The following is a 24,560-nucleotide window of genomic DNA, read 5'->3' as shown; positions in this document are numbered from 1 at the left end:
CAGTCTAGAAGAGACACGGCGCCACAGACGGGCGCCACGACGAATGCCCCCGTGACACAAACGGGTCGCCGGGTGCTATGGTTTGCCTACAACATCACAAGAGTTGGCACTCCACCTCCTGCGCAATGCGCCTCCTGACTTCCATGCCTGCAGTCTGGCCGCATGGTCTGCTCACCTGGCTGATCTACACCACGGCTGGTCTGGCCGCCCTGTGGCTGGTGCCTCCCGGGGGGTTTGCCTCGCCGCTTTACCTGGCCGCCGGGCTGGGGCTGGGCGCCGTTCTGGGGTGGGGCCGCTGGATGGCGGTGCCCGTTGGCCTCGGGGCGGTCACCGTCGTGCTCTCGCTGCATCTGAGCGGGCCGGGGCCCATGCCGCCGGCCATGTGGGTGCAGGCCCTGATCAGCGGCCTGGGCGCCGGCCTGCAGGCCTGGGTGGGCTCGAAGCTGATTCTGGGCCAGGACGGGCGCGCGGGACTGGAGCTCGATCGGCCACGCCGGGTGGTCCGCTTCATGGCGCTGGCCGGCCCGGTGGCCAGCGTGGTGAACGCGACGGTGTCCGTGGCCGGGTTGCTGGCGCTGGGCCTCCTGCCGCTGGACGGCGCGGTCAGTGCATGGCTGAAATGGTGGGGCGGCGACCTGCTGGGCGTGCTCGTGGGCGCGCCGCTCATGCTGACCTTCACCGGCCGGCCCACGGCGTTGTGGCGCGCGCGGCGCGTCACCGTGGGCCTGCCGATGGCGCTGGCCACCGTGCTGCTGTCGCTGAGCATCCACCAGGTGCAGACCTGGGAGGCCCGTCGCAACCGGGATCTTTTCGAGCACGACGTGACGGCCACCGTCCACACCCTGCGTCAGCAACTGGGTGACTATCTGGATGCGTTGGAATCCCTGCGCAGTGTGTACGCGGCCTCCGACCTGGTGGAGGCCGACGAGTTCAGGCGCGCGTCCCGGTACTGGCTTTCGGGGTTGACCGGGGTGCACGGTATGGGCTGGGCGGAACGGGTCTGGGCCCGTGATCTGCTGGTGTTCGAAGGTCACATGCGCGCCAACGGCGTCCCGGACTACCGGGCCTTCGACGGCGTGGCGCGGGAACCGCCCTCGGGCGACGAGCTGGTCCTCCTGCGCTTCATCGAGCCGCAGGAGCGCAATCGGGCCGCGCTGGGCTTCAACGTGCTGTCGCGCCCGGTGACGCGCGAAGCCTTCGAGCGCGCCCGCCGCGAGGACCGCCCCATCGCGACCCGCGGATTCCGCCTGGCGCAGGAGACAGGCTCGCAGCAGGGGGTGGTGATCTACCTTCCCATCTACGACGGCCAGCCCTTCACCCCGCAGGCACGGGTGCAGTCGACGCTGGGTGGTGTGTTCATCACGATGCGGATGGAGGACGCGCTGGGCAACATCCTGCGCAACCGGCCGGGCTACCTGTCGGCCTGTCTGGTGGACCGGACCGCGGCGGTGGTCCAGGTGCTCGGCGGGCCGTCTGCGTGCCCGGGTGGCGTGGTGCCCGCCGGCGTCCTGCTGAGCGAGGTGGTGCCAATCGATTTTGCGGGGGCACAGTGGGCGCTGCTGACGTGGACGAACGAGCCGGTGCCGCTGGCCGAGGGCCAGTCTGCGTGGCTGTTTGCGGTGGGCGGCGTGGCCTTCGCGGCGGCACTGGGCACGCTGTTGCTGGTGATGACGGGCCACACCCGCCGCGTGCAGGCCGCGATGGAGGAGGCCCGCGCACAACGGGCTGCCGCCGAATCGGCCAGCCAGGCCAAGAGTGCCTTCCTGTCACGCATGAGCCATGAACTGCGCACGCCGCTGAACGCGGTGCTGGGTTTTGCACAGGTCATGGAGATCGACCAGACGAACCCGCTGCCGCCCTCGCAGGTGGCGCGCGTGCAGCAGATTCAGCAGGCCGGCTGGCACCTGCTGGACATGATCGACGACGTGCTGGACATCTCGCGGCTGGATGCCGGCACGGTGCGGCTGGACACCCGGCCGCAATCGGTGCGCGAGGCGCTCACGGCGGTGGCCGGACTGGTGGAGACGCAGGCTCGGCAGCGCCGCATCACCCTGGTCTGGCCGGACCGCGTGCCCATGCACTGGGGTGTGCAGGCCGACCCGACGCGACTGCGCCAGATCCTGACCAACCTGCTGACCAACGCCATCAAGTACAACCGGCCGGGCGGCGAGGTGAAGGTGGCCGTGCAGCGGCAGCAACCGGCGCAGGGCGCGTCGCGGCTGGAAATCGCGGTGAGCGACAACGGCCTGGGCATGAGCGAAGCGCAGCAGGCGCAGCTGTTCCAGCCCTTCAACCGTCTGGGGCGCGAGTCGCTGGTGCCGGACGGCACGGGGATCGGCCTGGTGATCAGCCGTCACCTGGCGCAGCTGATGGGCGGCGAGTTGCGCGCGCGCAGCGAGGAAGGCAAGGGGTCGACCTTCACGCTGAGCCTGCCGGCGGTGGTGCTGACGCCCGAGGCCCCGCCTCCACCGGCCGCCACGGCACCGACGGCGTCCAGCCCCGCTGCCCCCCGGCCGAGCCGCATGGTGCTGCTGGTGGAAGACAACGCCACCAACACCGAGGTGATCCGTGCGGCCCTGCGCGCCCGGCCGTGGGTGCAGCTGCAGACCGCCACCACGGTGCAGGGCGCGATCCAGCAGTTGCATGAAGGGCGCGAGGGCACGCCAGCGTTGATCCTGCTGGACATCAACCTGCCCGACGCGTCGGGCCTGGAGATGCTCAAGCAGGTGCGCCTGAACCCGGACACGGCCAGCATCCCGGTGGTCGTGATCTCGGCCGACGCGATGCCCGAGCAGATCGACGCGGCGTTTGCCGCCGGCGCCAGTTGTTACCTGACCAAGCCGGTACAGGTGCCGGCGCTGCTGCAGCAGGTCGACGAGCTGTTGCCGCCGGCCTGAGCCTGGGCTTGCCGTTTCAGCGGGGCGCGTACTCGGGCACGAGGGCGTGCAGGCGGGCGCGCAGCACGGCCGGGGTGGCGGCAGCCTCGTCGTCGGCCAGCGTCAGCAGGCGGCCGATCCAGTCGGGCGGCAACTCGCCACGCAGCTGCGCCAGCCTCAGCCGCGGGTGCGGCGTGGGCAGCGTGGTGTCGGCATCGGCCAGCAGCTCTTCATAGAGCTTTTCGCCAGGGCGCAGGCCGCTGAACACGATGGGGATCTCGGCCTCGGTGTGGCCGCTGAGGTGGATCAGCTGGCGAGCCAGGTCAGCGATCTTCACCGACTTGCCCATGTCCATCACGAAGACCTGCCCGGTTTCGGCCAGCGCCGCGGCCTGCAGCACGAGCTGGGCTGCCTCGGGAATGGTCATGAAGTAGCGGGTGATCTCCGGGTGGGTGACGGTGACCGGACCGCCCCGGGCGATCTGCTCCTTGAACTTCGGGATGACGCTGCCGCTGGAGCCCAGCACGTTGCCGAAGCGCACGGCCATGAAGCGCGTGCCGGGCGCCTGGGCGGCCCAGTGCGACACCACCATCTCGGCGGCGCGCTTGGTGGCGCCCATCACGTTGGTCGGGTTCACGGCCTTGTCGGTCGAGATCAGCACGAAGCGCTTCACGCCGTGCTCGGCCGCGGCCTGGGCCACGCGGAAGGTGCCCAGCGTGTTGTTGCGCAGCGCGATCCACGCGTTGTCGTCTTCCATCAGCGGCACGTGCTTGTAGGCCGCAGCGTGGAAGACGAGGTCGGGCTGGTGGGCGGCCATGGCGCGGCGCAACGCGTCCAGGTCCTTCACGTCGCCGACCAGGCGCACCAGCGGCAGGTGCGGGAAGTGCTCGCCCAGATCCTGCTCGATCTGATAGAGGGCGAATTCGCTGAGCTCGAACAGCACGAGGCGGCTGGGGCCGAAGCGGGCGATCTGGCGGCACAACTCGGAGCCGATCGAGCCCCCGGCGCCCGTGACCAGCACCGTCTGGCCGCTGATCAGCGACGACACCGCGCTTTCGTCGAGTTTGACGGGCTCGCGGCCCAGCAGGTCTTCCGGTTCGATGTCGCGCACGCGGTCGATGCGCGAGCGGCCTTCGCGCAGCTCATCGGCCGAGGGCACGGTGACCACGGGCAGGCCGGTGTCGGTGGCGAGGTCGATGGCGCGCTGGCGTTGCTCCTGCGTCGCCGACGGCATCGCCAGCACGAGGTGGGTGACGTCATCCAGCGTGCCGGGCTCCTTCAAGCGCTCGAGCCCGCCCCACACGGTGAGGCCTGCGATGCGGCTGCCTTGCTTGCTGACGTCGTCGTCGAGCAGGCCGACCACCGTCCAGCCGCGGTGCTGGATGCCGGCGATGAGCAGCTTGGCCGCTGCCCCGGCGCCCAGCACGAGCGCACGCTGGGTGCCAGGCTGGCCGCCAAAACGGCGCGCGCGCGATTGCTCGCTGAGCATGCGGATGGTCATGCGGCCCAACGACAGCATCACCAGCGTGAACACGGGGTGCAGGGCCAGCACGGCCCGCGGGATCTCGACCAGCTGGGCCATGAGCACGACGACGGCGCTGGCCAGGCCCGCACCCAGGCAGACCCAGGCAAGGCGGGTGATGTCATGGAAGCCCGTGTAGCGCCAGCTGGCGCGAGGCACGCCCAGCGCCCACGAGACCACGCTGTAGACCGCGATCACGCAGAGCAGCACGCTGCCGTCGTAACTGGGGCGCTCGTGCAGCCAGCGCTCGACACCGAGGCGGAAGAGGTAGGTGGTGTGCCACGCCAGCACGATCAGCAGGGCGTCGGCCAGCAGCACGACGGCCTGGCGACGGGGGCGAAGCGTGTCGAGAAAGCGGTTCAGCGAGGTCCAGAGCATGGTGGGCGGGCACGGCGGCGCCCCGGCGGACGGGGGCAACCCGACATTGTGCCGTGCCTGCGGCGCCGGGCGCCCGGTCAGCGGCGGATCGTGGTGGCGTCCTGCCCGAACAGCACCTTGCGGGAGGCCTCGTTCACCGTGGGCGTGCCGGCCGGGTTGACCTCGGCGGCGCGGCCGTAGGCCCGCTGCGTGGCGGGCCGCGCGGCGATGGCGTCGAACCAGCGCTTCAGGTGGGGGAAGTCTTCCAGGCGCTGCTGCTGGCGTTCGTGCGGCACGATCCAGGGGTAGCAGGCCATGTCGGCGATCGAGTACTGCCCATCGACGATGAAGTCGCGGTCGGCCAGGTGGCGGTCGAGCACGGCATACAGACGCGCGGTTTCCTTCACATAGCGCTCGATGGCGTAGGGCAGCTTTTCCGGCGCGTAGGTGCCGAAGTGGTGGTTCTGGCCGGCCATGGGGCCGAGGCCGCCCATCTGCCAGAACAGCCACTGCAGCGCCTCGTTGCGCCCGCGCAGGTCGGCCGGGATGAACCGGCCGGTCTTGTCGGCCAGGTAGAGCAGGATGGCGCCGGATTCGAACAGGCTCAGCGGCGCGCCGCCATCGGCTGGCGCCGTGTCGACGATGGCGGGGATGCGGTTGTTGGGCGCGATCTTCAGGAAATCGGGCTGGAACTGGTCGCCGGCGCCGATGTTGACCGGGATGAGCCGATACGGCAGGCCGGCCTCTTCCAGGAACAGCGTGATCTTGTGGCCGTTGGGCGTGGCCCAGTAGTAAAGGTCGATCATGGCGCAGAAGGTGGCAAGGTGAGACAGGGGTCGCGAGGACGATGGCCCTCATCATGCCGCCAGCCCAAGGCCTGCGGGACAATGAGGGCATGTCTGCTGGTGAACCCCTTCCGCCCCTGCCCTCGCTGCCGACCGGTCGGTACGAGCATTACAAGCGCCTGCCCTACGAGGTGATCGGCGTCGCCCGCCACAGCGAGACGCTGGAGCCCCTGGTGGTGTACCGGCCGCTGTATGGCGAGGGCGCGCTGTGGGTGCGGCCTTATGCGATGTTCACCGGCACGGTGGAAGTGGGTGGGCAGACGGTGCCGCGTTTCCGCTACGTGGGGCCGGCCGCTGACTGATCGCCGTCCGCGTTCACGGGGCGGGCCTGCGGGGCCCAGACCATGAGGTCGCTGCGTGGCAGGGCCACGCAGGGCAGCATGGCGCCTTCGTCCTTGTCGTCCGGGCTGAGGCTGGGCCAGTCGATGCGGTAGGCCAGTTCGCCCGACCGCAAATGGCACAGGCAGGTGCGGCAGCTGCCGTTGCGGCACGAGCGCGGCAGGTGGACGCCGGCACGCTGCGCGGCCTCGAGCACCGACTCGGTGGCGTCGCACCCGAAGGTGGCGCCAAGCGGCTCGATGCGGACCTGCCACATCGGGGTCGGCCTCAGGGTTGCGCGGGGGCCTGGTCCACCGCGGGCGCGTCGCCACTGCCGGTCGCGGCCTTCACCCCGGCGGCCGTCACGTCGACCGCGGTCTCGACCACCGTGGCACCGACCGACACGGTCGTGGCCACCACAGACACCGCCGCATCGGCCACGGCCACCACGGCACAGCCCGGCAGGCAGGCGCAGACAAAGGCAAGCAGGGCAAGGCGACGCAGCATGGCACTCCCGGTACGGCAATCATTGGGTGGATTCAACCTGCCATTGTCGCCGGGATGTCAGGGCTCACCGGGGAACAGCGGCAGCGAGGTCGGCACGGGGGCGGCCTCGGCTGCGGCGGCGTCGGCCTCGGTCACTAGGCGGTCGATGCGCACGCCCAGCAGGCGCAGACGCTGGTCGAGCGGTGCCGTCTTCAGGGCGCGGCCGGCCCACAAGCGGATCACTTGCGCGTCGCGCGTGGGCTCGGGCAGGCTGACCGAGCGCGTGACGATGTGGAAGTCGGCATAGCGGAGCTTGACCGCGACGGTGCGACCCCGGTAGCCCTTGCGCTCAAGGTCGGCGGCCACCTGCTCACACAGGCGGGTGAACAGCAGGGTGAGCGTGGCCTTGTCCTGCCGGGGGTCGAGGTCGCGCTCGAACGTGGTCTCGCGGCTGAGGGATTTCGGCTCGCGCCAGGTGACCACGGGCCGGTCGTCCTGACCGTGGGCCGCGGCGTGCAGCCAGGCGCCGTAGGTGGCGCCGAAGTGCTCGACCAGCCAGGCCAGCTCGGCGGCCGCCAGCTCGCCGATGGTGCGCACGCCCAGGCGCGCGAGCTTCTCGCTGGCTTTCGGGCCGATGCCGTTGATGCGGCTGGCCGGCAAGGGCCAGATGCGCGCCGGGATGTCGTCGGGCATCAGCAGGGTCAGGCCATCGGGCTTGTCGAGGTCGGAGCAGATCTTGGACAGCAGCTTGTTGGGCGTGACGCCGACGGAGCAGGTCAGCCCGGTGGCCTCGTGCACGGCCTGCTTGAGGCGCTGCCCCACAGCGCGCACCCCGCCCAGCGGGTCGCCGTCCACCGCGTCCTGTGCGCCGGGCACCTCCGTGAGGTCGAGGTAGATCTCGTCGATGCCCCGGTCTTCCATCACGGGCGCGATGGCGACGACCGCCTGTTTGAACAGCCGCGAGAAGTGCCGGTAGCGATCGAAATCCACCGGCAGCAGCACGGCCTCGGGCGCCAGCGCGGCCGCCTTCATCAGCCCCATGCCGGAATGCACGCCCAGGGCGCGGGCCGGGTAGGTGGCGGTGGTGATGACGCCGCGGCCGGCGTAGTCGCGCAGCGTGGCAAAGCGACGGGTGCCGTCAGGCTGGGGCTCGGGCTGATGTCGCCGCCCCCCGCCGATGACGACAGGCAGGCCGCGCAGCTCGGGATAGCGCAGCAATTCGACGGACGCGTAGAAGGCGTCCATGTCGAGGTGGGCGATGAAACGGCGCGGCGACGGGATGTCGGCTGGCGCCTCGGGCGTGGCGTGGGTCATGGGGCGGTGGGCGCCCCGATCGTAGCCGTTCGGCCGGGTGGGATCAGGCCTCCTCGTCGAGCAGGCTGCCCATCATGCGGTTTTCGGTGCGGATCACGCCGAGGGCCGCCATGTACTCGTAGCTCGCGGCCTGCTGGTCGATGAGGTCGCGCTCGAGCGCCGCGCCCGTGGTGTCGGACTGCGTGACGCTGGTGGCCACGCCCGCGGGCTCGAGTGTGCGCTGCAGCGTCTGCTGGCGGCGGAAATCGGGGGTCTCGATGTTGGCGACGTTGTGCGCAGCGGTGTCGAGCCGCAGGCTTGCGGCGTGCACGCCGCTCAGCGCGATGGACGAAGCACCCATGGTGGTTCACCTCCTGTCCGGCATGGTGAGGCCGAACGGCGCCGAACACCATGGCCCTGCCGGATCCCGGCGTGGCCGATTACCGGAAAAGCGGCCGTTTGCCGCCGCTTTTCATCGGATGGCAAATTGCACGCGCGTGGCGGGCCCCGTCTCGCCGCGCGGCAGCTCGCCATCCACCCGCGAGGCCGTCAGCATCACGCGCTCGGGCGGCAACTGGGTGGCGAGGAAGGCCTTGACCGCGTCGCCCCGGCGGTCGGCCAGCTCGCGCAGCGCACGGGCGTCCACCGGCGCGCTGGCCCGGAGCCGGGCCGTCATCTCGTCGGCCGGCAACGCCTTGGCCAGGCCGACCAGGTTGCGCGGCTTCTGGATGTCGGCGGCCTTGTAGGCAGCGCTCAGCCAGGTCAGGCGCTCGGACTCGGCCACGGTGACTTCGGCCAGGGGCTGGCGCGTGGCACGGGCCTTGGCCTCGCGCATCAGGCGCTCGACATGGGCCGTGCGCAGGCCTTCGGTGTCGGCGGCCGGGTCGGCCTGTCCGGTGGCCTCGAGCTTGAGCGCGGGGCGGTCGGCCAGCTCTGCAGCCAGCGTGGTGAGGCGCTGGCGGGCGGTGGCGTCCAGCTCGGTGCTGCCGGGTGCGAACGGCACGAAGCCCAGCTCTTCGCTGCCGCCGCCGGACAGCAGCGAAAACGGCGCCGTCACGGCCTTGGTGATCAGGTTGACGAACACGCGCCAGATGATGCCGCCCACCGAGAACTCTGGCTCATCGAGTGAGCCAGAGATCGGCAGGTTGATGTCGATCTCGCCCTGGCGGTTCTTCAGCAGCGACACGGCCAGGCGCACGGGCAGGCTGGTGGCATCGGGGCTGTCGACCTTGTCGCCGAAGGTGAGCTGATCGAGGAAGACCTGGTTCGTGGCCTTGAGCTGTCCGCCATCCACCTGGTAGTGCACGTTCACCGAGAGGGTGCCCTTGTCGATGGCGTAGCCGGCATAGCGGGCGGCATAAGGCGTCAGCCGCGTGAGCTCGATCCCCTTGGCCGAGCCCTGGATGTCGGTGTAGAGCCGCGGGCCCAGCGGGTGCAGCTTGCCGGTGATGCGCAGCGGCGCGGCGTCGTCGACCGCGCCCGCAATGCGGACCTCGGCCGGCTCGGTGCGCTCGGAGGACACGGCCGAGATCGTGCCTTCGACCTGCGTGAGGCGGGCCGAGTAGTTGGGCTGGATGAAGTTGTCGGTGAAATCGACGCGACCGTCGGCCAACTGGATCTGCTGCCAGCGCAGCCGGTGTGCGGGGGCCGCTGGCGCGGACGCTGCGGCAGCCGGCACCGGCGCGGATGCCGCGCCTGACGCGGCTGGCGTGGTGAGCGAGCGGGCGGCCTCTTCATCGGGCTGGCGCACGATGTGAGCCAGGTTGAGGCGGCCATCGGGGTTGACGATCACGCGGCCGTAAAAGCCCTGCAGGCGGATGCGGCCGAGGTCGGCATCCAGCGGCGCGTGGGCGGCCCAGCGCACATCGAGGTTGTCGAGCGCGAGCGTCTGCCACGTAAGGAAGTCGGCCTCGTTGAGGCGGTCGAGCACGCGCAGCCCTGTGATGCCGGCGCGGCCCTGGTAGCGGGCGCTCAGGCCCTTGCGGGGGTCGTCCTGCAGCTGCAGGCGCCCCGCCGCCTGGGCCTGCGCACGCGCCAGGCTGACGTTGAGCAGCGGATCGAGGTAGGGCCGCACCGCACCGACCTCGAGGTTGCGCACGGCCACCTGGGCCTGCACCGACAGGGGCTGGGGCCGCACCGTGCCCTTGAAACGCAGCTCCCCCTTGCCCTGCGCCCGGGTGTCGAGGTCGACCGCCAGCGGGCGGCGCAGGTCATGCGAGAGCCCCTCCACGGTCAGCGCCAGCCGGCTGGTGTCGAACCGCGCGGCGGGCTCGACCCTCTCGTCGACGAAACGCAGCTGGCAGCCCTCGCATTGCACACGCCCCACCGTCCAGCGTGGCGCGGCGGCGGCCGGCGCCGCAGGGGGCGTGCGGGCTTTCGAAGTGGCGGACGGGCCGCCCAGTCCGAGCACCCGGCCCTGCCCGTCGCGGCGCACGCGCGCATCCAGCCCGGTCAGGGCCACGTTGTCGATCGAGACGGTCTGCACCGCACCGCCCTCCACGCGGGCCACGACGCCGGCCAGCGCCAGCTTCTGCCAGTCGATCCGGTCGTCGACACCGCGGGCTGCGCGCGCAGGCCGGGACTGGAGGTCGGCCACGCTCAGCGCGTCGGCCTGCACGTCCACCGCACCCTCGCCATCCCACCGGGCCTTCAGCGCGGTCTTGAGCGACACGGCCCCCTTCTGCGGCTGCAGCGGGAGGGCGCGCCAGGCGGGCACGTCGGCCAGCGGGGCGGTCCAGTGGGGCAAGGACAGCTCGGCCACGTCGATGCGGGCGCTGGCATGGTGCGCGGCCACATGGAGGTCGCCTTGCGCCTGGATGCGCGCGCCCGCCGCGTCGTTCAGTGCCAGCTGCCAGGTGGCGGGCGGGCTGGACGGGGCGGCGTTCAGCCCCCGCACATCGAGCTTCACGGTCTGCAGCGTGGGCCAGGCGGCTGCGGCCTGGGTCTGCACGGCCAGTTGCGGGGCCTCGACCTTCAGGGCATCGACCTGCCAGCGCCAGCCCGCTTCAGGCGTGGCCGGGGCCGAGGCCACCTGCGCACGCGACGCCACGGGTTTCACCGGCGCCGCATCAGCCTGCGGATGCACCGCCGCCGTCAGCCCGGACAGCGCAATCTGCCCGACGCGCGCCTGCCGCTCCAGCGGACGCACCGCCACGCCGGTCACGGCCAGTTCGCGCCAGCCTGCTTCCAACGGCCCCACACCCGGCAACCCGGTGGCCTGCACCGACAGCGCCCGGACGGTGGCCTGGCCTTCGATCAGCACGCTGGGCACGGCCGGCGCGGGCCGGGCCTCGAAGCGCACCGTCAACGCCGTGGTCAGTTCGCCCGATGGCATCTGCACCTGCCAGCCTGCCGGCAGCAGCGGCCGTGCGGCCTCCAGCCATTGCGGCAGCTTCACGCCCTGCCAGGCCAGCGACATCGTCGACGTGCGGGTGGCCGAGAAGGGCTGGCTGCGGCCCTCGATGCGCAGCGGGCTGCCATTGACCCGGGCCGACAGCACCGGCTCCACATCCACCGTCACGAAACTCGGCAGGTTGGAGAGAAAGGGCACGCCGAGGGTGATCTGGTCGACCTGGTGGGACTGGTTCAGCACGCGGTCGACATAGCGCACCGCCCCGCCCTCCAGGCGGATGTTGTGCACGGCAAACCGGGCCGGCTCGCCGGTGTCGGGCTCACTCGGTTGCGCGCGCAGGTGGTCGAGCACCGGGCTGAAGTTGAACCGATCCGGCGTCTGTCGTTCGATGAAGAGTTGCGGCCCCCGCACGGTCGCGCGGCGCACCACGGGTGCCAGGCGCCACAGCGATTCGGCCGAGATCTGCACCTGGGCTTGCTGCACCCGCAGATACGGTGCATGGGCGGGCCCCACGCGGGCACCCTCAACGGTGAGCGTCAGCGTCCAGGGCTGCAGGGCCACCGCGTCGAGTGAAACGGGTGTCCCCAAGGCCTCGGTGGCCGCCTGCTCCACGCGCGGCTTGATGAAGCCCGGCAGCCAGGCACCCACGAGCCCCGTCCAGGCTGCAGCCGCCACGCCAAGGCCCAGCGGCCAGCGCCACCAACGGCCCCCGCGGGCACGGGCGGCGGGATCGGCGGGCGACGGGACATTCCCGGGCTGGTCCATGCAAAAAACCTCGGCTGACAGAAAGCACATCGCCCCCGATGCCGGGACGGCATGGGGGCGATGGAAATCATACCGCCGGGGTCAGGCCACGGGGACCCCGCAAGGCCCCATGCCTGCCGGGCCGCATCAGCCCAAAGCGCGAGCCATGCGCGACTTGGGGGCCGACTCGTCCTCGGTGCGGGCGGGCTGCAGCACGAAGTCGAAGCGCACGCGGCCGATCGAGCCCGTCACGCCCAGCGATTCGTACCCTGCAGCCGACACGCCGGACTCCACCTCGACCACCAGGCCGTCGCGGGTCGCAAAGGCAAAGTCGTCGTCGTTGTACGGGTCGCCCGAGATGTTGACCTGGGTGGTCAGCAGGCGCTGGCCCGGGGCCGCAACCATGAAGTGCACGTGGGCCGGCCGGTTGCCATGGCGACCGAGGGCGTCGAACAGTTCCGACGTGGGGCTGTTCGGCGGGATGGCATAGCCCGGCGGCAGCTTGCTGCGGAAGCGGTAGCGGCCTTCAGCGTCGGTCTCGATGCGGCGACGCAGGTTGTAGGCAGGCTGGGCCGGGTCGAAGTGCGAGTAGCGGCCCTGGTCGTTGGCATGCCACACGTCGACGAGGGCGCCGGCCACCGGCTGGCCCTTGGCGTCAAGCACACGGCCTTCCATCACGAAGGTCTCGCCCTTGAGCTCGGCGCCTTCGTCCAGACACGTCTCGTACTTCGACAGCGGAGCACCGGCCACATACAGCGGGCCTTCGATGGCGCGCGGCGTGCCCTTGGCGATGCCAGCACGTTCGTCGGCCTCGTCCATGCGGATGTCGAGCAGGCGGTCGAAGCCCAGCCCGGCGGTGATCAGGCCGATCTGGCCGGTGGCGCCCAGGCGGGCCAGCCAGTCGGTGGCGGCCCAGAACTCGTCGGGCTGCACGTCCATCTCGTCGATGGTCTTGAACAGATCGCCCACGATGCGGGCCGTGAGGGCGCGCACGCGCTCGTTGCCGTCGGCAATGCGGACCGTGTTGACGCGGTCAAGCAGCGCCTGCTTGCTCATTTCGTTCTTGCTCACATTGTCTCCTTGGGGTGATGAAAAGGGCGACTCAGCGGTCGTCATCGTGGATGGACGAGGCATGCCGGCACAGGGCCTGCACCTCGATGTCCATGTACGGGAACAGCGGCAGGCGCGACAGCACATCGTGCAGGGCAGCCGGGCTGTCGACATCGAAGATGCTGACGTTGGCGTAGCGGCCGGCGATGCGCCAGAGGTGGCGCCACGTGCCATCGCGCTGCAGGCTTTGCGCCATGGCCTTCTCACGGGCCTTGAGTTCGTCGGCCACGTCGGCCGGCATGTCATGCGGCAGGCGCACGGTCATCTGGACGTGAAACAGCATCGGGGTCTCCTGGGGAATGAGCGAGAGGGGATCAGAGGCCGGCGGCGCCAACCGGGCGGACGCGATCCGGGTCACGGCGGTAGTGCGCCAGCTTGTCGAGGTCGAGCGCGAGGCCCAGGCCCGGGCCGGCCGGCATCTGCAGCGCGAAGTCGCGGTAGACGGGGCGCTGCTGCACGATGTCGTCCTTCAGCAGCAGCGGGCCGAACAGCTCGGTGCCCCAGTACATGGCCGGGCCGGCAGCAAACGCATGGGCCGATGCGATCGAGCCGATCGTGCCTTCCAGCATGGTGCCGCCGTACAGGCCCAGACCCGCGGCCTCGCCCACCGTGGCGGCCTTCAGCACCGCAGCCAGGCCACCCGCCTTGGCGGTCTTGAGCGCGAGGATGTCGGCCGCACCCAGTTGGGCGATCTCGTAAGCGTCCATCGCGTCGTTGAAGCCCTCGTCGGCCATCAGCGGCACATCGAAGCGGGCACTCAGGCGGGCCATGGCGCGGCGGTTGCGGCCGTGGATGGGCTGCTCGACCAGCATGATGCCGAGCTCCTGCATCGCGGCCATGCCCTCCATGGCCTGGGCCTCGTTCCACGCCTGGTTCACGTCGATCGTGAGCTGGATGGCATCGCCCAGCCCCTTGCGGATGGCGGCCACGTGGGCCACGTCCTCGGCCACCGGGCGGCGGCCCACCTTGAGCTTGAACACGTTGTGGCGACGCTGCTCGATCAGCGAGAGGCCTTCGTCCACATCGCGCGCAGCGTCACCGCTGGCCAGCGTCCACAGCACCGGCAGACTGGTCTGGGCGGTGCCCCCCAGCAGGGCATGCACGGGCAGGCCCAGGCGGTGGCCCAGCGCGTCCAGCAGGGCCGTTTCCACCGCGCACTTGGCGTGCGAGTTGCCCTGCACCTGCTTGCCCACACGCTGCATCGCAGCCTGCACGGCCGAGGCGTCTTCGCCAACCAGCAGCGGCGTGATGTAGCGGTCGATGGCCAGCTTGACGCTTTCCGGCGACTGCTCGCCGTAGGCGAGGCCACCGATGCTGGTCGTCTCGCCGATGCCGATGGTGCCGTCACTGCAGTGCAGCCGCACGATCACGAGGGTCTGACCGTGCATCACCGTCATCGCCAGCTTGTGCGGGCGGATGGTCGGCAGATCGACGAGGATGGCTTCGATGGCCTCGATACGGACTTGAGGAGAAGAAGCAGACATGGGAGGTATGGGTTCGGCTGAGGGTGTGGAGAAATGATCCTCGTGTACGCTCGGCCCGTCCAATATCGAATGGGTCCAATCCCATACCCCACAGGTATACACATGGAACTGCGTCACCTGCGCTACTTCGATGCCGTGGCCACCGAGCTGAGCTTCAGCCGCGCCGCGGAGAAGCTGCACATTGCCCAGCCGCCGCTGAGCCGGCAGATCCGTCAGCTGGAAGACGAACTCGGGGCCGAGTTGTTCGACCGCTCTGCGCGGCCGCTGGCCCTGACGCCGGCCGGCCGCTACTTCCATGCCCAGGTGGTGCAGAGCCTGAACCGCATCCAGGAGGCCGCCCGCGCCACGCGACGCATTGCCGAGGGCCACCAGGGCTGGTTCGGCATCGGCTTCGTGCCCTCGACGCTGTACGGTTTCCTGCCCGAAGTGATCCGCCGCTTCCGCGAGGCGCACCCGCGCGTCGAGGTCGGCCTGAGCGAGCTGACCACCGTGCGCCAGTACGAGGCCTTGAAGGCCGGCCGCATCGACGTCGGCTTCGGGCGGCTGGAACTGGCCGACGTGGCCATTGCCAGCGAGGTGGTGGCGCGCGATGCGCTCGTGGCCGCCCTGCCCGCCCGCCACCGGCTGCTGGCCACCAAGCGCCTGCCGCTGGCCCGCCTGGCTGAAGAGCCGCTGCTGCTCTACCCCGCGCAGACGCGCCCGAGCTATGCCGACCAGATGCTGGCCCACTTCGAGGCGCGCGGCCTGCGCCCCCGCATCGTGCAGGAGGCCAACGAGATGCAGACCGCCATCGGCCTGGTGGCCGCCGGCATCGGGGTGACGCTGGTGCCCGCCCCCGTGCAGGCCCTGCAGCGCCAGGACGTGGCCTACCGCCCATTGCGCGAGGAGGGCGTCGACTCACCCGTCGTGATGAGCCAGCGCCGGGGCGATGACTCGCCGCTGCTGCAGGCCTTCCGCGCCCTGGTCGCCGCCACGCTGGTGCAGGCGATCACCGCACCGCAGGCTCGCTAACATCGGCGCATGCAGCTCACCCGCATCCACCACGTCGCCCTCATCTGCGGCGACTACCCGCGCAGCAAGGCCTTCTACACCGAGGTGCTGGGCCTGCGCGTGCTGGCCGAAACCTGGCGGGCCGAACGCCAGTCACACAAGCTCGACCTCGCCCTGCCGGACGGTGGACAGCTCGAACTGTTCTCGTTTCCCGATCGGCCGCCACGGCCGTCTTATCCCGAAGCCCGGGGCCTGCGCCACCTGGCCTTTTCGGTCGAAGACCTCGATGCTGCGGTGGCCCACTTGCAGGCCCATGGCGTCGCGGTCGAACCCATCCGCGTGGACGAGCTCACCGGGCAACGCTTCACCTTCTTCGCCGACCCCGACGATCTGCCGCTGGAGCTGTACGAAACCGCTCGGTAGGCCAGGCCTGCCAGGTCAATCGAGACCGCCGGTGCGGGCGTGCAGGCACACGGACAGGGTGCCCAGCGTGCCGTAGCGCAGCTGAACCGGCACACCGCACGGCAGGTCGAACGCCCCGGCATACGAACCGGTGATGACCACCTGCCCCGCCCGCAAGCCTGTGCCCTGCTGTCGCAGAAACTCGGCCAGCCAGTGCAACGGGCCGCGCGGCAAGCCATCGGGCATCACGCCGTCACGCACCGCATCCGGCTGCCCCGGCATCTGAATGGTGATGGGGAAGCGCACGGCTTTGCGGGCCGCCTCACCATCGACCCGAGGACCGACGAACAACCCCTGGTTCACCAGCCCGTCGGCCAGCTTGTCTTCAAAAGAGGGCGCGGCATCGGCCGCATAGCGCGAATCGATCAGCTCCAGCGCCAGGTGCGTGGCCTCCACGGCCGAATCCACCTCGGCGGGCGACCAGGTCTCCGCGCGGGGGGGAAGGTCGGTGGCCAGCACGAAGGCCAGTTCGGGCTCGACCCGCACGGCCGGGGCGCCATCGCCCACCCACGGCCAGGCGGTGGCCACGGGCGCTGCAGACCGCGGGCCCTCTGCCTCTGCCCGGCACACCGTGGGTGCGTAGATGGGCGCCACCACCAGCTTGCCCGGCGCGGGCAAGGCGCACTTCCAGCCGGCCACCGGCCAGCCCAGCAACCGCGCCACCGCCGCCTGCACGGCCAGCGCTTCGGCATGGGTGCGTGGGCGCATGGCATCCGGCAGCAAGGGGCCACGGCGCCCGCCACGGCGGCGTTCGGCCAGCACCGCACCGGCCTCGGCCAGCACCGCCAGGCGGTCGGGGGCCAGCTGGGCTTCGTCGTTCAGCGTCAGATGGGGGTACAGCGGGGCGGGCGTCAGGGCGGCGTTCATGCACCCATCGTAGCGCCCGGCTGCCGCGCGACATCGACGCGCCGCAGGCCCCAGGCCGACCACAGCGCCAGCCCCACCAACACGAGCGTGAAGCCCGCCACCGGCCACCAGCCCCCGTGACCCCAGAACCACCCGCCCACCGAGCCCATGACGCTCGAGCCCAGGTAGTACGACAGCAGGTACAGCGACGACGCATGCCCCTTGCTGCCCACGGCCAGGCGCCCCACCCAGCCGCTGGCCACGGCGTGGGCCACGAAGAAGCCGAATGTGAGCCCGACGATGCCCGCCACCACGCCCCCCAGCGGCGTCACGCAGGTCAGCATCAGACCAGCGCCCATGCACACCATGCCCGACACCATCACCGGCCAGCGACCGAAGCGATCGGCCAGCGCCCCGGCCACCGCCGAAGACACGATGCCGAACACATAGGCCGTGAAGATCAGCCCGATCTGGGTCTGGTTCAGGTCATAGGGCGGCAGCACCAGCCGGAAGCCGATGTAGTTGTAGACCGTCACGAAGGCGCCCATCAGCAGCCCCGCGATCGCAAACAGGCGCGGCAGGCCGGGCTGGCGCAGGTGCGCAGCCCAGTGCCCCACATGGTCGGACCAGGCCTGCCCCCGACGCGGCACGAAGTTGCGCGAGGCGGGCAGCAGCGCGGCAAACCCGGCCGCGGCCGCCAGACCGATCACCCCCAGGCAGATCAGCGCCGCGCGCCAGCCCATGAACTCGGTCAGCACGCTGATGCCGATGCGGCCCATCATGCCGCCGAAGGCCGTGCCGCCCACATACAGGCCCATGGCCAGGCCCAGACCGGGCGGCTCGATCTCTTCTGCCAGGTAGGCCATGGCCACCGCCGGCACCCCGCCCAGCACGAAGCCCGCGACGGCCCGCGCCACCAGCAGCGCATGCCAGTCGGGCACCAGCGCGGCCACAATGTTGAGCACCGCCGCGGCGCACATCGACGCGCCCATCAGCGGCCGGCGCGCCACGGCCGACGACACTGCGCCGGCCCCGAGGATGGCGAACGCCAGCATGCCTGTCGACAGCGACAGCGCCAGCGAGCTCTCGGCCGGGCTCACACCAAAGGCCTGTGCGATGGCCGGCAACAGGGGCTGCACGCCGTACAGCAGCGAGAACGTGGCAAAGCCCGCCAGGAACAGGGCGACGCTGATGCGGCGGTAGGCGGCCGTGCCGCGTCGGGTCCACATCGGCGTGGTCGCCGGGGCGGTGTCGCTGGCAGAGGAGGTCATGGGAAACAGATGGGACGCAAACCCGGATTGTCGCCAAGCCTTCCCCGTCGGGCCCGCGCAGGGCCTTGTGGATTGCCACATTTCCGAGCACCCCAGCCCGCTTCCCTGGGAGAAACCCGGTTCCCCCCCGCTTGCCAACAAAGTTGTCCACAGGAAATGGGGACAACCGCCCCCGCAGCCGAGCCCCGCCGCGTACACTCGCGCCCTTGGGCCCCGCGCCCCCTGCTGCACCCGAACGGCCCCCGGCCCCCGCCCCCGCATGTCCTTTGCCGATCTGGCCCTGCCTTCCGCCCTGCTCAATGCCCTGAGCACCCTGGGCCTGTCCACCCCCACCCCGGTTCAGGTCGAAGCGGTGCCGCCGCTGCTGGCTGGCCGCGACATGCTGGCCCAGGCCCAGACCGGCTCGGGCAAGACCCTGGCCTACGCCCTGCCCCTGCTGGCGCACTGGCTGCAGGCCGAGCGCCGCACGCCCCGTGCCGTGCGCGGCCTGGTGCTGGTGCCCACGCGTGAACTGGCCGATCAGGTGGGCGCCACGCTGGCCGAGCTGTGTGCCGACTGGCCGCAGCGGCCCAAACTTGCCGTCGTGTACGGCGGCGTGTCGATCAACCCCCAGCTGATGCACCTGCGCGGCGGGGCCGACCTCGTCATCGCCACGCCGGGCCGCCTGATCGACCTGGTGCAGCACCGGGCCCTGACGCTGTCCACCGTGGCCACCCTGGTGCTGGACGAGGCCGACCGCCTGCTGCAGCTGGGCTTTGCCGACGAGCTGTCCCAGATCCTGTCGTGGCTGCCGGCGCGGCGCCAGACGGCGTTGTTCTCCGCGACGTACCCGGACGAGGTGGCCGGGCTGGCCGAGCACGTGCTGCATCGCCCGGTGCAGGTCACGGTCGCCGATGCGCCTGAGACCCTGCCCGACATCCGCCAGCGCGCGCTGGTGGTCGACGCCGAGCAGCGCACCATGCTGCTGCGCCACCTGATCGCAAACGAGCACCCGAACGACCGCATGCTCGTCTTCGTGGCCAGCAAGTACGGCGCCGAGCTGGTGGCGCACAAGCTCGCCCGCAATGGCGTGCACGCAGCCGCCTTTCATGGCGAGCTGAGCCAGGGCACGCGCCGCGCCACGCTGGCCGCGCTCAAGCAGGGCGAGCTTCAGGTCGTGGTCGCCACCGACGTGGCCGCCCGCGGCATCGACATCGCCAGCCTGCCGGTGGTGGTGAACTACGACCTGGCGCGCTCGCCGGCCGATCACATCCACCGCATCGGCCGCACCGGCCGCGCGGGCGAGGCGGGCACGGCCTACAGCTTCGTGCCGCCCGAGAGCGAATCGCATTTCCGCCTGATCGAGAAGCGCCAGGGCCTGCGTGTGCCGCGCGAGACCGTGCCTGGCATCGAGCCCCGTCCGCAGCCGGCCACGGCCAATGGCGACGAGACGACGGCGGACGCCCCCGGCACGCCGCCCGGCACCGGAGGCATCAAGGGCCGGCGCAAGAGCAAGAAGGACAAGCTGCGCGAACAGGCAGCACAGGCCGCAGCCGACGCCGCTCGCACACCGCGCCGCAAAGCCCTCTGAGGCACAAGGTCGGGTCTGTCCCGGCCCTGATCGGCGGCCGGCCTTGGCACCATGGGCGCATCGGCCTGGAGCGCGCCATGACCTCTTCCCGTTCAGACAACCCGCCGCCTTCACTGAGCGGCCGCACCGTCGGCGTGATGACGGACGACACAGTGCCCGTGCCACTGCCCTTCCGGCAGCTGCTGTACCGCTATTGGTTCTTCGGCTGGCTGTTCCGCGACGTCAACCGGCCCAACCTCTTCGAGCGCGCGGCCGCGTGGCGCCACAACCAGCAGCAGGTGCGCTGGCTGCCCACCTACCTGCGGCGCTGGGCGGTGTACTCGGCCCTGTGCTTTGGCCTGGCCGTGGTGATCGAGCACGGCTTCAGCGCCCAGGTGCTGTCGGCCGTGTTCTACGTGCAGGCGGTGCTGGGCATCACCTATAACGCCGTGACCTCGGTGCTGCTGCTCGGACTGAAGCTGCTGCCCGGGCCGATGTGAGCGCCCCTACAATGGTCGCCTGCTCCGGCCTTCGCCGGCCGGGGCAGAGCGTTCTCAGGGCGGGGCGGAATTCCCCACCGGCGGTAGGAGGCCTTCGGGCCTCGAGCCCGCGAGCGCCTCGCACTGCTTCGGCAGGGCGAGGGTCAGCAGACCTGGTCAGATGCCAGGGCCGACGGTCACAGTCCGGATGAAAGAGAGCGCGATCCCTGCCCCGCTGGACGGGTGCGGGTGCGTGCGCCTTCGCGGCGGCACACGCCTGCGCGCGCCAGACGGGCGGTGTTGTCGTGCGCCCTGATTTCTGGACCCGTTGTCGTTTCACGAGCCATGAATCAGTCTGACCTTCCTTCTGCTTCCCTTCCTGCTGCCGGCAAGCTGCCGCAGCGCCCCCGCGTGGCCCTGATCCAGGCCAGCTGGCACACCGAGATCGTCGGCCAGGCCCGCGAAGGCTTTCTCGCCGAACTGGCCCGCCTGGGCTGCGCCACCGATGCCGTGCAGGTGTTCACCGTGCCGGGCGCCTTCGAGATCCCGCTGCATGCCAAGAAGCTGGCCGCCTCCGGCCGCTTCGACGCCATCGTGGCCACCGGTCTGGTGGTCGACGGCGGCATCTACCGGCACGATTTCGTGGCCACGGCCGTGATCGACGGCCTGATGCGCGTGCAGCTCGACACCGAGGTGCCCGTGTTCTCGGTGGTGCTCACGCCGCACCACTTCCACGAGCACGACCAGCATCACCGCTACTTCCACACGCACTTCGTGACCAAGGGCGCCGAGGCCGCCCGGGCCTGCGTGATGACGCTGGCCAGCCTGCAGCAGGTGGCGGCCGTCACGGCCTGATGCACCCGCGGGGGCTCGCCACATGCGGCCCCCGTGCTCAAACCGCGCCCGTCACAGGGCGTGCGTCACCAGCTTGAAGTCGGGGTCGTCCGGATAGGACTTGACCGTGAAGCCCAGGCTGCGCATCAGGCGCAGCATGCTGTCGTTGTTGGCCAGCACCAGGCCCTGGATCTCGGCCAGCCCGCGCTCGCGCGCCACGTCCATGATGCTTTCCATCAGGCGCGAGCCCAGGCCCTTGCCGCCAAAGTCATCGGCCACCACCAGCGAGAACTCGCAGGTGGTCTGGTCGGGGTTGGTGATGTAGCGCGACACCCCGATCACGCGTTCGCGCTCGGTGATCTCGCCCTGCTCGTCGGCGTGGCGTTCCTTGTAGACGGCCACCAGCGCCATCTCGCGGTCGTAGTCGATGAGCGTGAACTTGGCCAGCATGGCCGGCGGCAGCTCGGTCATCGACGACACGAAGCGGAAGTAGCGGCTCTCCGGCGAGAGGTTGTGCACCAGCTCCTGCAGCATCTGCGCATCGGCGGTGTGGATGGGGCGCACGGTGTACTCGCCACCGCCGCGCATCGGCCAGACCTGCTCGAAACGCGCCGGGTAGGGCAGGATGGGCAGGTGCCCATAGGCGTTCGCCCGGCCCCCGATGGCCTGGGCTGCACTGTCGATCACGATGCGGGCATCGACCGCCACCGCACCATGCTCGTCGATGATGATGGGGTTGATGTCCATCTCGCGCAGCTGCGGCAGCTCGCACACCATCTCCGACACGCGCAACAGCACCTGCTCGAGCACCTCCATGTCGACCGCGCCGGCGCCACGCCAGTCACCCAGCGTCTCGGCCACGCGCGAGCGCTCGATGAGCCGGCGCGCCAGATACTGGTTCAGCGGTGGCAGCTCCATCGCGCGGTCGTTGATCAGCTCGATCATCGTGCCGCCCGCACCGAAGGCGATCACCGGCCCGAACGGGTCATCGGTGACCACGCCGATGTAGATCTCGCGACCACGGCGCGTGCGCGCCATCTGCTGCACCGTCACGCCGTTGATGCGGGCCTTGGGCTGCAGGTGGCTCACGCGCTCCATCATGTCGTTGTAGGCGTCGCGCACCGCCGTGCCGTTCATGATGTTGAGCACCACGCCCTGCACGTCCGACTTGTGGCTGATGTCGGGCGAGTCGATCTTGAGCGCCACCGGAAAGCCCATCTGCGTGGCGATCATCATGGCCTCGTGCGCGCTGCGCGCCAGAATGGTTTCCGTCACCGGGATGTGGAAGGCCGACAGCAGCGTCTTCGACTCCATCTCGGTCAGCACCTTGCGGCGCTCGGCCAGCACGCTTTCGATCACCAGGCGCGCGCCCTCGATGTCGGGCTTGGCCAGGGTGGTCAGCGGCGGCGGGGTCTGCTGCAGCAGCAGCTGGTTCTGATAGAACTGCGAGAGGTTGCCGAAGGCGCCCACGGCCGCCTCGGGCGTGCGAAAGCTCGGGATGCTGGCGTCGTTCAGCGCCACGCGGGCCTCACCCACCGAGGCATCGCCCATCCAGCACGACAGCAGCGGCTTGGCGATCGCGGCCTTGCACCGGGCCACGGCCTGGGCCACGGCGAGCGCGTCGCCGCCCACCTTGGGCGAATAGATGACCAACAGGCCGTCGATGGTGCGGTCGTGGTTGGCGGCCTGGATGGCCGCTTCGTAGTGGTCGGGGCCGGCGTCTTCCGACAGGTCGATCAGGTCGGCCAGCGAGGCCAGCTCGGGCAGTTGCGGGCGCAGTGCGGCCGCCGCCTCGGGCGCCAGCCGGCCCAGCTGCAGGTCGATCTCGTTGACCCAGTCGGCTGCCAGCACGCCCGGCCCGCCGCCATTGGTGACGATGGCCAGGCGCTTGCCCACCGGCCGGTAGCGCGAGGCCAGGCATTTGGCCGCCGAGAACAGCTCGACAAAGGACTTCACGCGCACGGCGCCCGCGCGGCGCAGGGCCGCATCGAACACGTCGTCGCTGCCGACGATGGCGCTGCTGTGCGTCTGCGCGGCCTCGTTGCCTTCCGGACGGCGGCCGGACTTCAGCACCAGCACCGGTTTGGCGTTGGCGGCCGAGCGCAGCGCGCTCATGAAGCGGCGCGCGTCGGAGATGCCTTCCATGTAGACCAGGATGCTCTTGGTGTGCGGGTCGCTGGCCAGGAAGTCGAGCGTTTCGGCCAGCCCCACGCTGGTGTGCGGGCCGAGGGACACGACCGACGAGAAGCCCACCGCATTCTTCTCGGCCCAGTCCAGCATGGCCGCCGTCAGCGAGCCCGACTGCGACACCAGCGCCAGCGGGCCGGCTTCGGCCAGGTTGCCGATGGCCCCGGCGTTCAGGCCCAGCACCGGACGCTGGAAACCCAGGCAGTTCGGGCCCAGCAGGTACAGGCCCTCGCGCCGCGCTAGGCGGTGCAGTTCACCGGCCAACTCGGCCCCGATCCCGCTGGACAGCACCATCACCGTGCGGCACGCCATGCGCGCGGCCAGCTCCATCGCCGGGGCGATCTCGGCCGGCGGCAGCGCGATCAGGGCCAGATCGGCCTTGACCTGGGCCAGGTCGGCCAGCGTGCCACTGGTCTGCGTGTCGACGAACTGCAGGCTGCCCTGGTAGCGCTGGGCTTTCAGGGCCGCGAGCAGCGCACGGGCATGGGACGACAGCGCCTCGGGCTCACCGGCCTGGCCGGCGAAGACAACGATGGAGCGGGGGGCGAAAAGCGGGGTGAGGTAGTGCTGGTCCATGTGCAGAGTCAGTCCGCACCGATCAAGGCCTTGACGTGTGCGGCTGCCGAACGACCCAGGGGGCTGAGCACGTAGCCGCCCTCCAGGCATGAGATGACACGCCCCTGACCATGGCGTTTGGCCACGGCCAGGAGCTGCTGCGTGACCCATTCGTAATCGGCTTCGACCAGGCCCAGGTTGCCCATGTCGTCTTCGCGGTGGGCGTCAAAGCCGGCGGAGATGTAGATGAGTTGCGGGCGGAAGGCATCGAGGGCCGGAATCCAGTGGGTCAGTACGGCATCGCGGAAGGCATCGCTGCCCGACCGCGTCGGCAAGCCCACGTTGACCATGTTCGGGCCGACCGCGTTCTCGCCATTGAAAGGATAGAGCCCTTTTTCATAGATGGAACACATCAGCACCCGGCTGTCGCCACGGAAGATGTCTTCGCTGCCATTGCCGTGATGCACGTCAAAGTCGATCAGGGCCACCCGTTCGAGGCCGTGGACGTCCAGCGCATGACGGATGCCGACCGCCACGTTGTTGAAGAAACAGAAGCCCATGGCCGCGGCACGCTCGGCATGGTGCCCGGGCGGGCGCACGGCGCAGAACGCGGCGGGCACCTCGCCGGCGAGCACCAGGTCGGTGGCCTGCACCGCGGCCCCGGCAGCCCGCAAGGCGGCCTTCAGCGTGTGCGGGTTCATGCTGGTGTCCGGGTCGACCTGCACATGGCCCTCGGTGGGCGCCATGGCCATCAGCTCCTGCACGTACAGGCTGGAGTGCGCGCGGCCCAGCTGCTCTTCGGTGGCCAGCGGCGCGTCGTACGGCAGCATGTAGTCCAGCAGGCCCTTGACCAGCAACTGGTCGTTGATCGCGCCGAGGCGCTCGGGACACTCCGGGTGCTGCGGGCCCATCTCGTGACGGGCGCAGTCGGCGTGCGTGATGTAGGCAGCCAGCATGAAAAGTCTCCTTCGGGCCGTCTTGGCGGCTCCTTGTGAAGACC

At 70.5% G+C, this 24,560-nt stretch carries 21 protein-coding genes and 1 riboswitch; of the genes, 7 read left to right on the top strand and 14 right to left on the bottom strand.

What is annotated here, in order from left to right; genetic code table 11:
- The first annotated feature begins 143 nt into the window (after positions 1 to 143).
- Positions 144 to 2,897 carry a CHASE domain-containing protein gene (locus DEH84_RS02790; RefSeq protein WP_159098822.1) on the top strand — a complete coding sequence of 918 codons (2,754 nt, stop codon included), beginning with the start codon at positions 144 to 146 and terminating at the stop codon, positions 2,895 to 2,897.
- A 16-nt stretch (positions 2,898 to 2,913) separates the two neighbouring features.
- On the opposite strand, the gene DEH84_RS02785 is transcribed toward DEH84_RS02790, so the two are convergent.
- The gene (locus tag DEH84_RS02785; protein ID WP_109034578.1) at positions 2,914 to 4,776 is read right to left on the bottom strand and encodes a polysaccharide biosynthesis protein; all 1,863 of its coding nucleotides are present in this window, start codon (positions 4,774 to 4,776) and stop codon (positions 2,914 to 2,916) included.
- Between the two features lie 77 nt (positions 4,777 to 4,853).
- Positions 4,854 to 5,561, bottom strand: a complete 708-nt coding sequence (locus DEH84_RS02780) for a glutathione binding-like protein (RefSeq protein WP_109034576.1) — start codon at positions 5,559 to 5,561, stop codon at positions 4,854 to 4,856.
- Between the two features lie 89 nt (positions 5,562 to 5,650).
- On the opposite strand from DEH84_RS02780, the gene DEH84_RS02775 reads away from it, so the two are divergent.
- Positions 5,651 to 5,902: a DUF1653 domain-containing protein gene (locus tag DEH84_RS02775; protein ID WP_109038175.1), complete on the top strand. Its 252-nt coding sequence runs from the start codon at positions 5,651 to 5,653 to the stop codon at positions 5,900 to 5,902.
- Here DEH84_RS02775 and DEH84_RS02770 read toward each other — a convergent pair.
- From DEH84_RS02770 to DEH84_RS02735, 8 genes are all read right to left on the bottom strand, one after another.
- Positions 5,878 to 6,195 carry a 2Fe-2S iron-sulfur cluster-binding protein gene (locus DEH84_RS02770; protein ID WP_109034574.1) on the bottom strand — a complete coding sequence of 106 codons (318 nt, stop codon included), beginning with the start codon at positions 6,193 to 6,195 and terminating at the stop codon, positions 5,878 to 5,880. The two genes, DEH84_RS02775 and DEH84_RS02770, sit on opposite strands and share 25 nt — an antisense overlap.
- An 11-nt stretch (positions 6,196 to 6,206) precedes the next feature.
- The gene (locus DEH84_RS02765) at positions 6,207 to 6,425 is read right to left on the bottom strand and encodes a hypothetical protein (protein ID WP_109034572.1); all 219 of its coding nucleotides are present in this window, start codon (positions 6,423 to 6,425) and stop codon (positions 6,207 to 6,209) included.
- A gap of 57 nt (positions 6,426 to 6,482) precedes the next feature.
- The gene (gene dinB, locus DEH84_RS02760) at positions 6,483 to 7,718 is read right to left on the bottom strand and encodes a DNA polymerase IV (RefSeq protein ID WP_109034570.1); all 1,236 of its coding nucleotides are present in this window, start codon (positions 7,716 to 7,718) and stop codon (positions 6,483 to 6,485) included.
- Positions 7,719 to 7,761: 43 nt separating this feature from the next.
- Complete coding sequence (locus DEH84_RS02755; protein WP_109034568.1) at positions 7,762 to 8,058, bottom strand: flagellar basal body protein; 297 nt, start codon at positions 8,056 to 8,058, stop codon at positions 7,762 to 7,764.
- A 111-nt stretch (positions 8,059 to 8,169) separates the two neighbouring features.
- Positions 8,170 to 11,814: a DUF748 domain-containing protein gene (locus DEH84_RS02750; RefSeq protein ID WP_159098821.1), complete on the bottom strand. Its 3,645-nt coding sequence runs from the start codon at positions 11,812 to 11,814 to the stop codon at positions 8,170 to 8,172.
- Positions 11,815 to 11,940: 126 nt separating this feature from the next.
- Positions 11,941 to 12,849, bottom strand: coding sequence for a dioxygenase family protein (locus DEH84_RS02745; protein ID WP_245932735.1), 909 nt, complete (start codon positions 12,847 to 12,849; stop codon positions 11,941 to 11,943).
- 46 nt (positions 12,850 to 12,895) lie between these two features.
- Positions 12,896 to 13,186 carry a muconolactone Delta-isomerase gene (catC, locus tag DEH84_RS02740; protein ID WP_109034561.1) on the bottom strand — a complete coding sequence of 97 codons (291 nt, stop codon included), beginning with the start codon at positions 13,184 to 13,186 and terminating at the stop codon, positions 12,896 to 12,898.
- A 31-nt stretch (positions 13,187 to 13,217) separates the two neighbouring features.
- The gene (locus DEH84_RS02735) at positions 13,218 to 14,387 is read right to left on the bottom strand and encodes a muconate/chloromuconate family cycloisomerase (protein WP_109034559.1); all 1,170 of its coding nucleotides are present in this window, start codon (positions 14,385 to 14,387) and stop codon (positions 13,218 to 13,220) included.
- 102 nt (positions 14,388 to 14,489) lie between these two features.
- Between DEH84_RS02735 and DEH84_RS02730 the strand changes: the two genes are divergently transcribed.
- Positions 14,490 to 15,398 carry a LysR family transcriptional regulator gene (locus tag DEH84_RS02730; RefSeq protein ID WP_109034557.1) on the top strand — a complete coding sequence of 303 codons (909 nt, stop codon included), beginning with the start codon at positions 14,490 to 14,492 and terminating at the stop codon, positions 15,396 to 15,398.
- A gap of 9 nt (positions 15,399 to 15,407) precedes the next feature.
- On the top strand, positions 15,408 to 15,800 hold the full coding sequence (gloA2, locus tag DEH84_RS02725; protein WP_109034555.1) for an SMU1112c/YaeR family gloxylase I-like metalloprotein: 393 nt from the start codon (positions 15,408 to 15,410) through the stop codon (positions 15,798 to 15,800).
- A gap of 15 nt (positions 15,801 to 15,815) precedes the next feature.
- On the opposite strand, the gene DEH84_RS02720 is transcribed toward gloA2, so the two are convergent.
- Complete coding sequence (locus DEH84_RS02720; RefSeq protein WP_245932665.1) at positions 15,816 to 16,706, bottom strand: 2-keto-4-pentenoate hydratase; 891 nt, start codon at positions 16,704 to 16,706, stop codon at positions 15,816 to 15,818.
- Entirely contained in the window at positions 16,703 to 17,956 is a 1,254-nt protein-coding gene (locus DEH84_RS02715) for an MFS transporter (protein ID WP_109034553.1), read from the bottom strand. The genes DEH84_RS02720 and DEH84_RS02715 overlap by 4 nt, the downstream gene beginning before the upstream one ends.
- Before the next feature lie 259 nt (positions 17,957 to 18,215).
- Here DEH84_RS02715 and DEH84_RS02710 point away from each other — a divergent pair, with 259 nt between their 5' ends.
- The 3 genes from DEH84_RS02710 to DEH84_RS02700 all read left to right on the top strand — a co-directional run bounded on the left by DEH84_RS02710 (position 18,216) and on the right by DEH84_RS02700 (position 20,839).
- The gene (locus DEH84_RS02710) at positions 18,216 to 19,526 is read left to right on the top strand and encodes a DEAD/DEAH box helicase (protein ID WP_109034551.1); all 1,311 of its coding nucleotides are present in this window, start codon (positions 18,216 to 18,218) and stop codon (positions 19,524 to 19,526) included.
- A 77-nt stretch (positions 19,527 to 19,603) separates the two neighbouring features.
- The gene (locus tag DEH84_RS02705) at positions 19,604 to 20,005 is read left to right on the top strand and encodes a hypothetical protein (RefSeq protein ID WP_425428985.1); all 402 of its coding nucleotides are present in this window, start codon (positions 19,604 to 19,606) and stop codon (positions 20,003 to 20,005) included.
- A 46-nt stretch (positions 20,006 to 20,051) separates the two neighbouring features.
- Positions 20,052 to 20,208, top strand: a riboswitch (FMN riboswitch).
- Between the two features lie 121 nt (positions 20,209 to 20,329).
- Positions 20,330 to 20,839, top strand: coding sequence for a 6,7-dimethyl-8-ribityllumazine synthase (locus DEH84_RS02700; protein WP_109034549.1), 510 nt, complete (start codon positions 20,330 to 20,332; stop codon positions 20,837 to 20,839).
- 51 nt (positions 20,840 to 20,890) lie between these two features.
- On the opposite strand, the gene DEH84_RS02695 is transcribed toward DEH84_RS02700, so the two are convergent.
- The gene (locus DEH84_RS02695) at positions 20,891 to 23,581 is read right to left on the bottom strand and encodes a bifunctional acetate--CoA ligase family protein/GNAT family N-acetyltransferase (protein ID WP_109034547.1); all 2,691 of its coding nucleotides are present in this window, start codon (positions 23,579 to 23,581) and stop codon (positions 20,891 to 20,893) included.
- An 8-nt stretch (positions 23,582 to 23,589) separates the two neighbouring features.
- Positions 23,590 to 24,516, bottom strand: a complete 927-nt coding sequence (locus DEH84_RS02690; protein WP_109034544.1) for a histone deacetylase family protein — start codon at positions 24,514 to 24,516, stop codon at positions 23,590 to 23,592.
- Positions 24,517 to 24,560 lie beyond the last annotated feature (44 nt).

Origin of the sequence: Aquabacterium olei (genome assembly GCF_003100395.1) — a bacterium.
In the GTDB taxonomy this organism is placed as follows: domain Bacteria; phylum Pseudomonadota; class Gammaproteobacteria; order Burkholderiales; family Burkholderiaceae_C; genus Aquabacterium; species Aquabacterium olei.
This window is presented reverse-complemented; position numbering and strand designations above follow the sequence as displayed.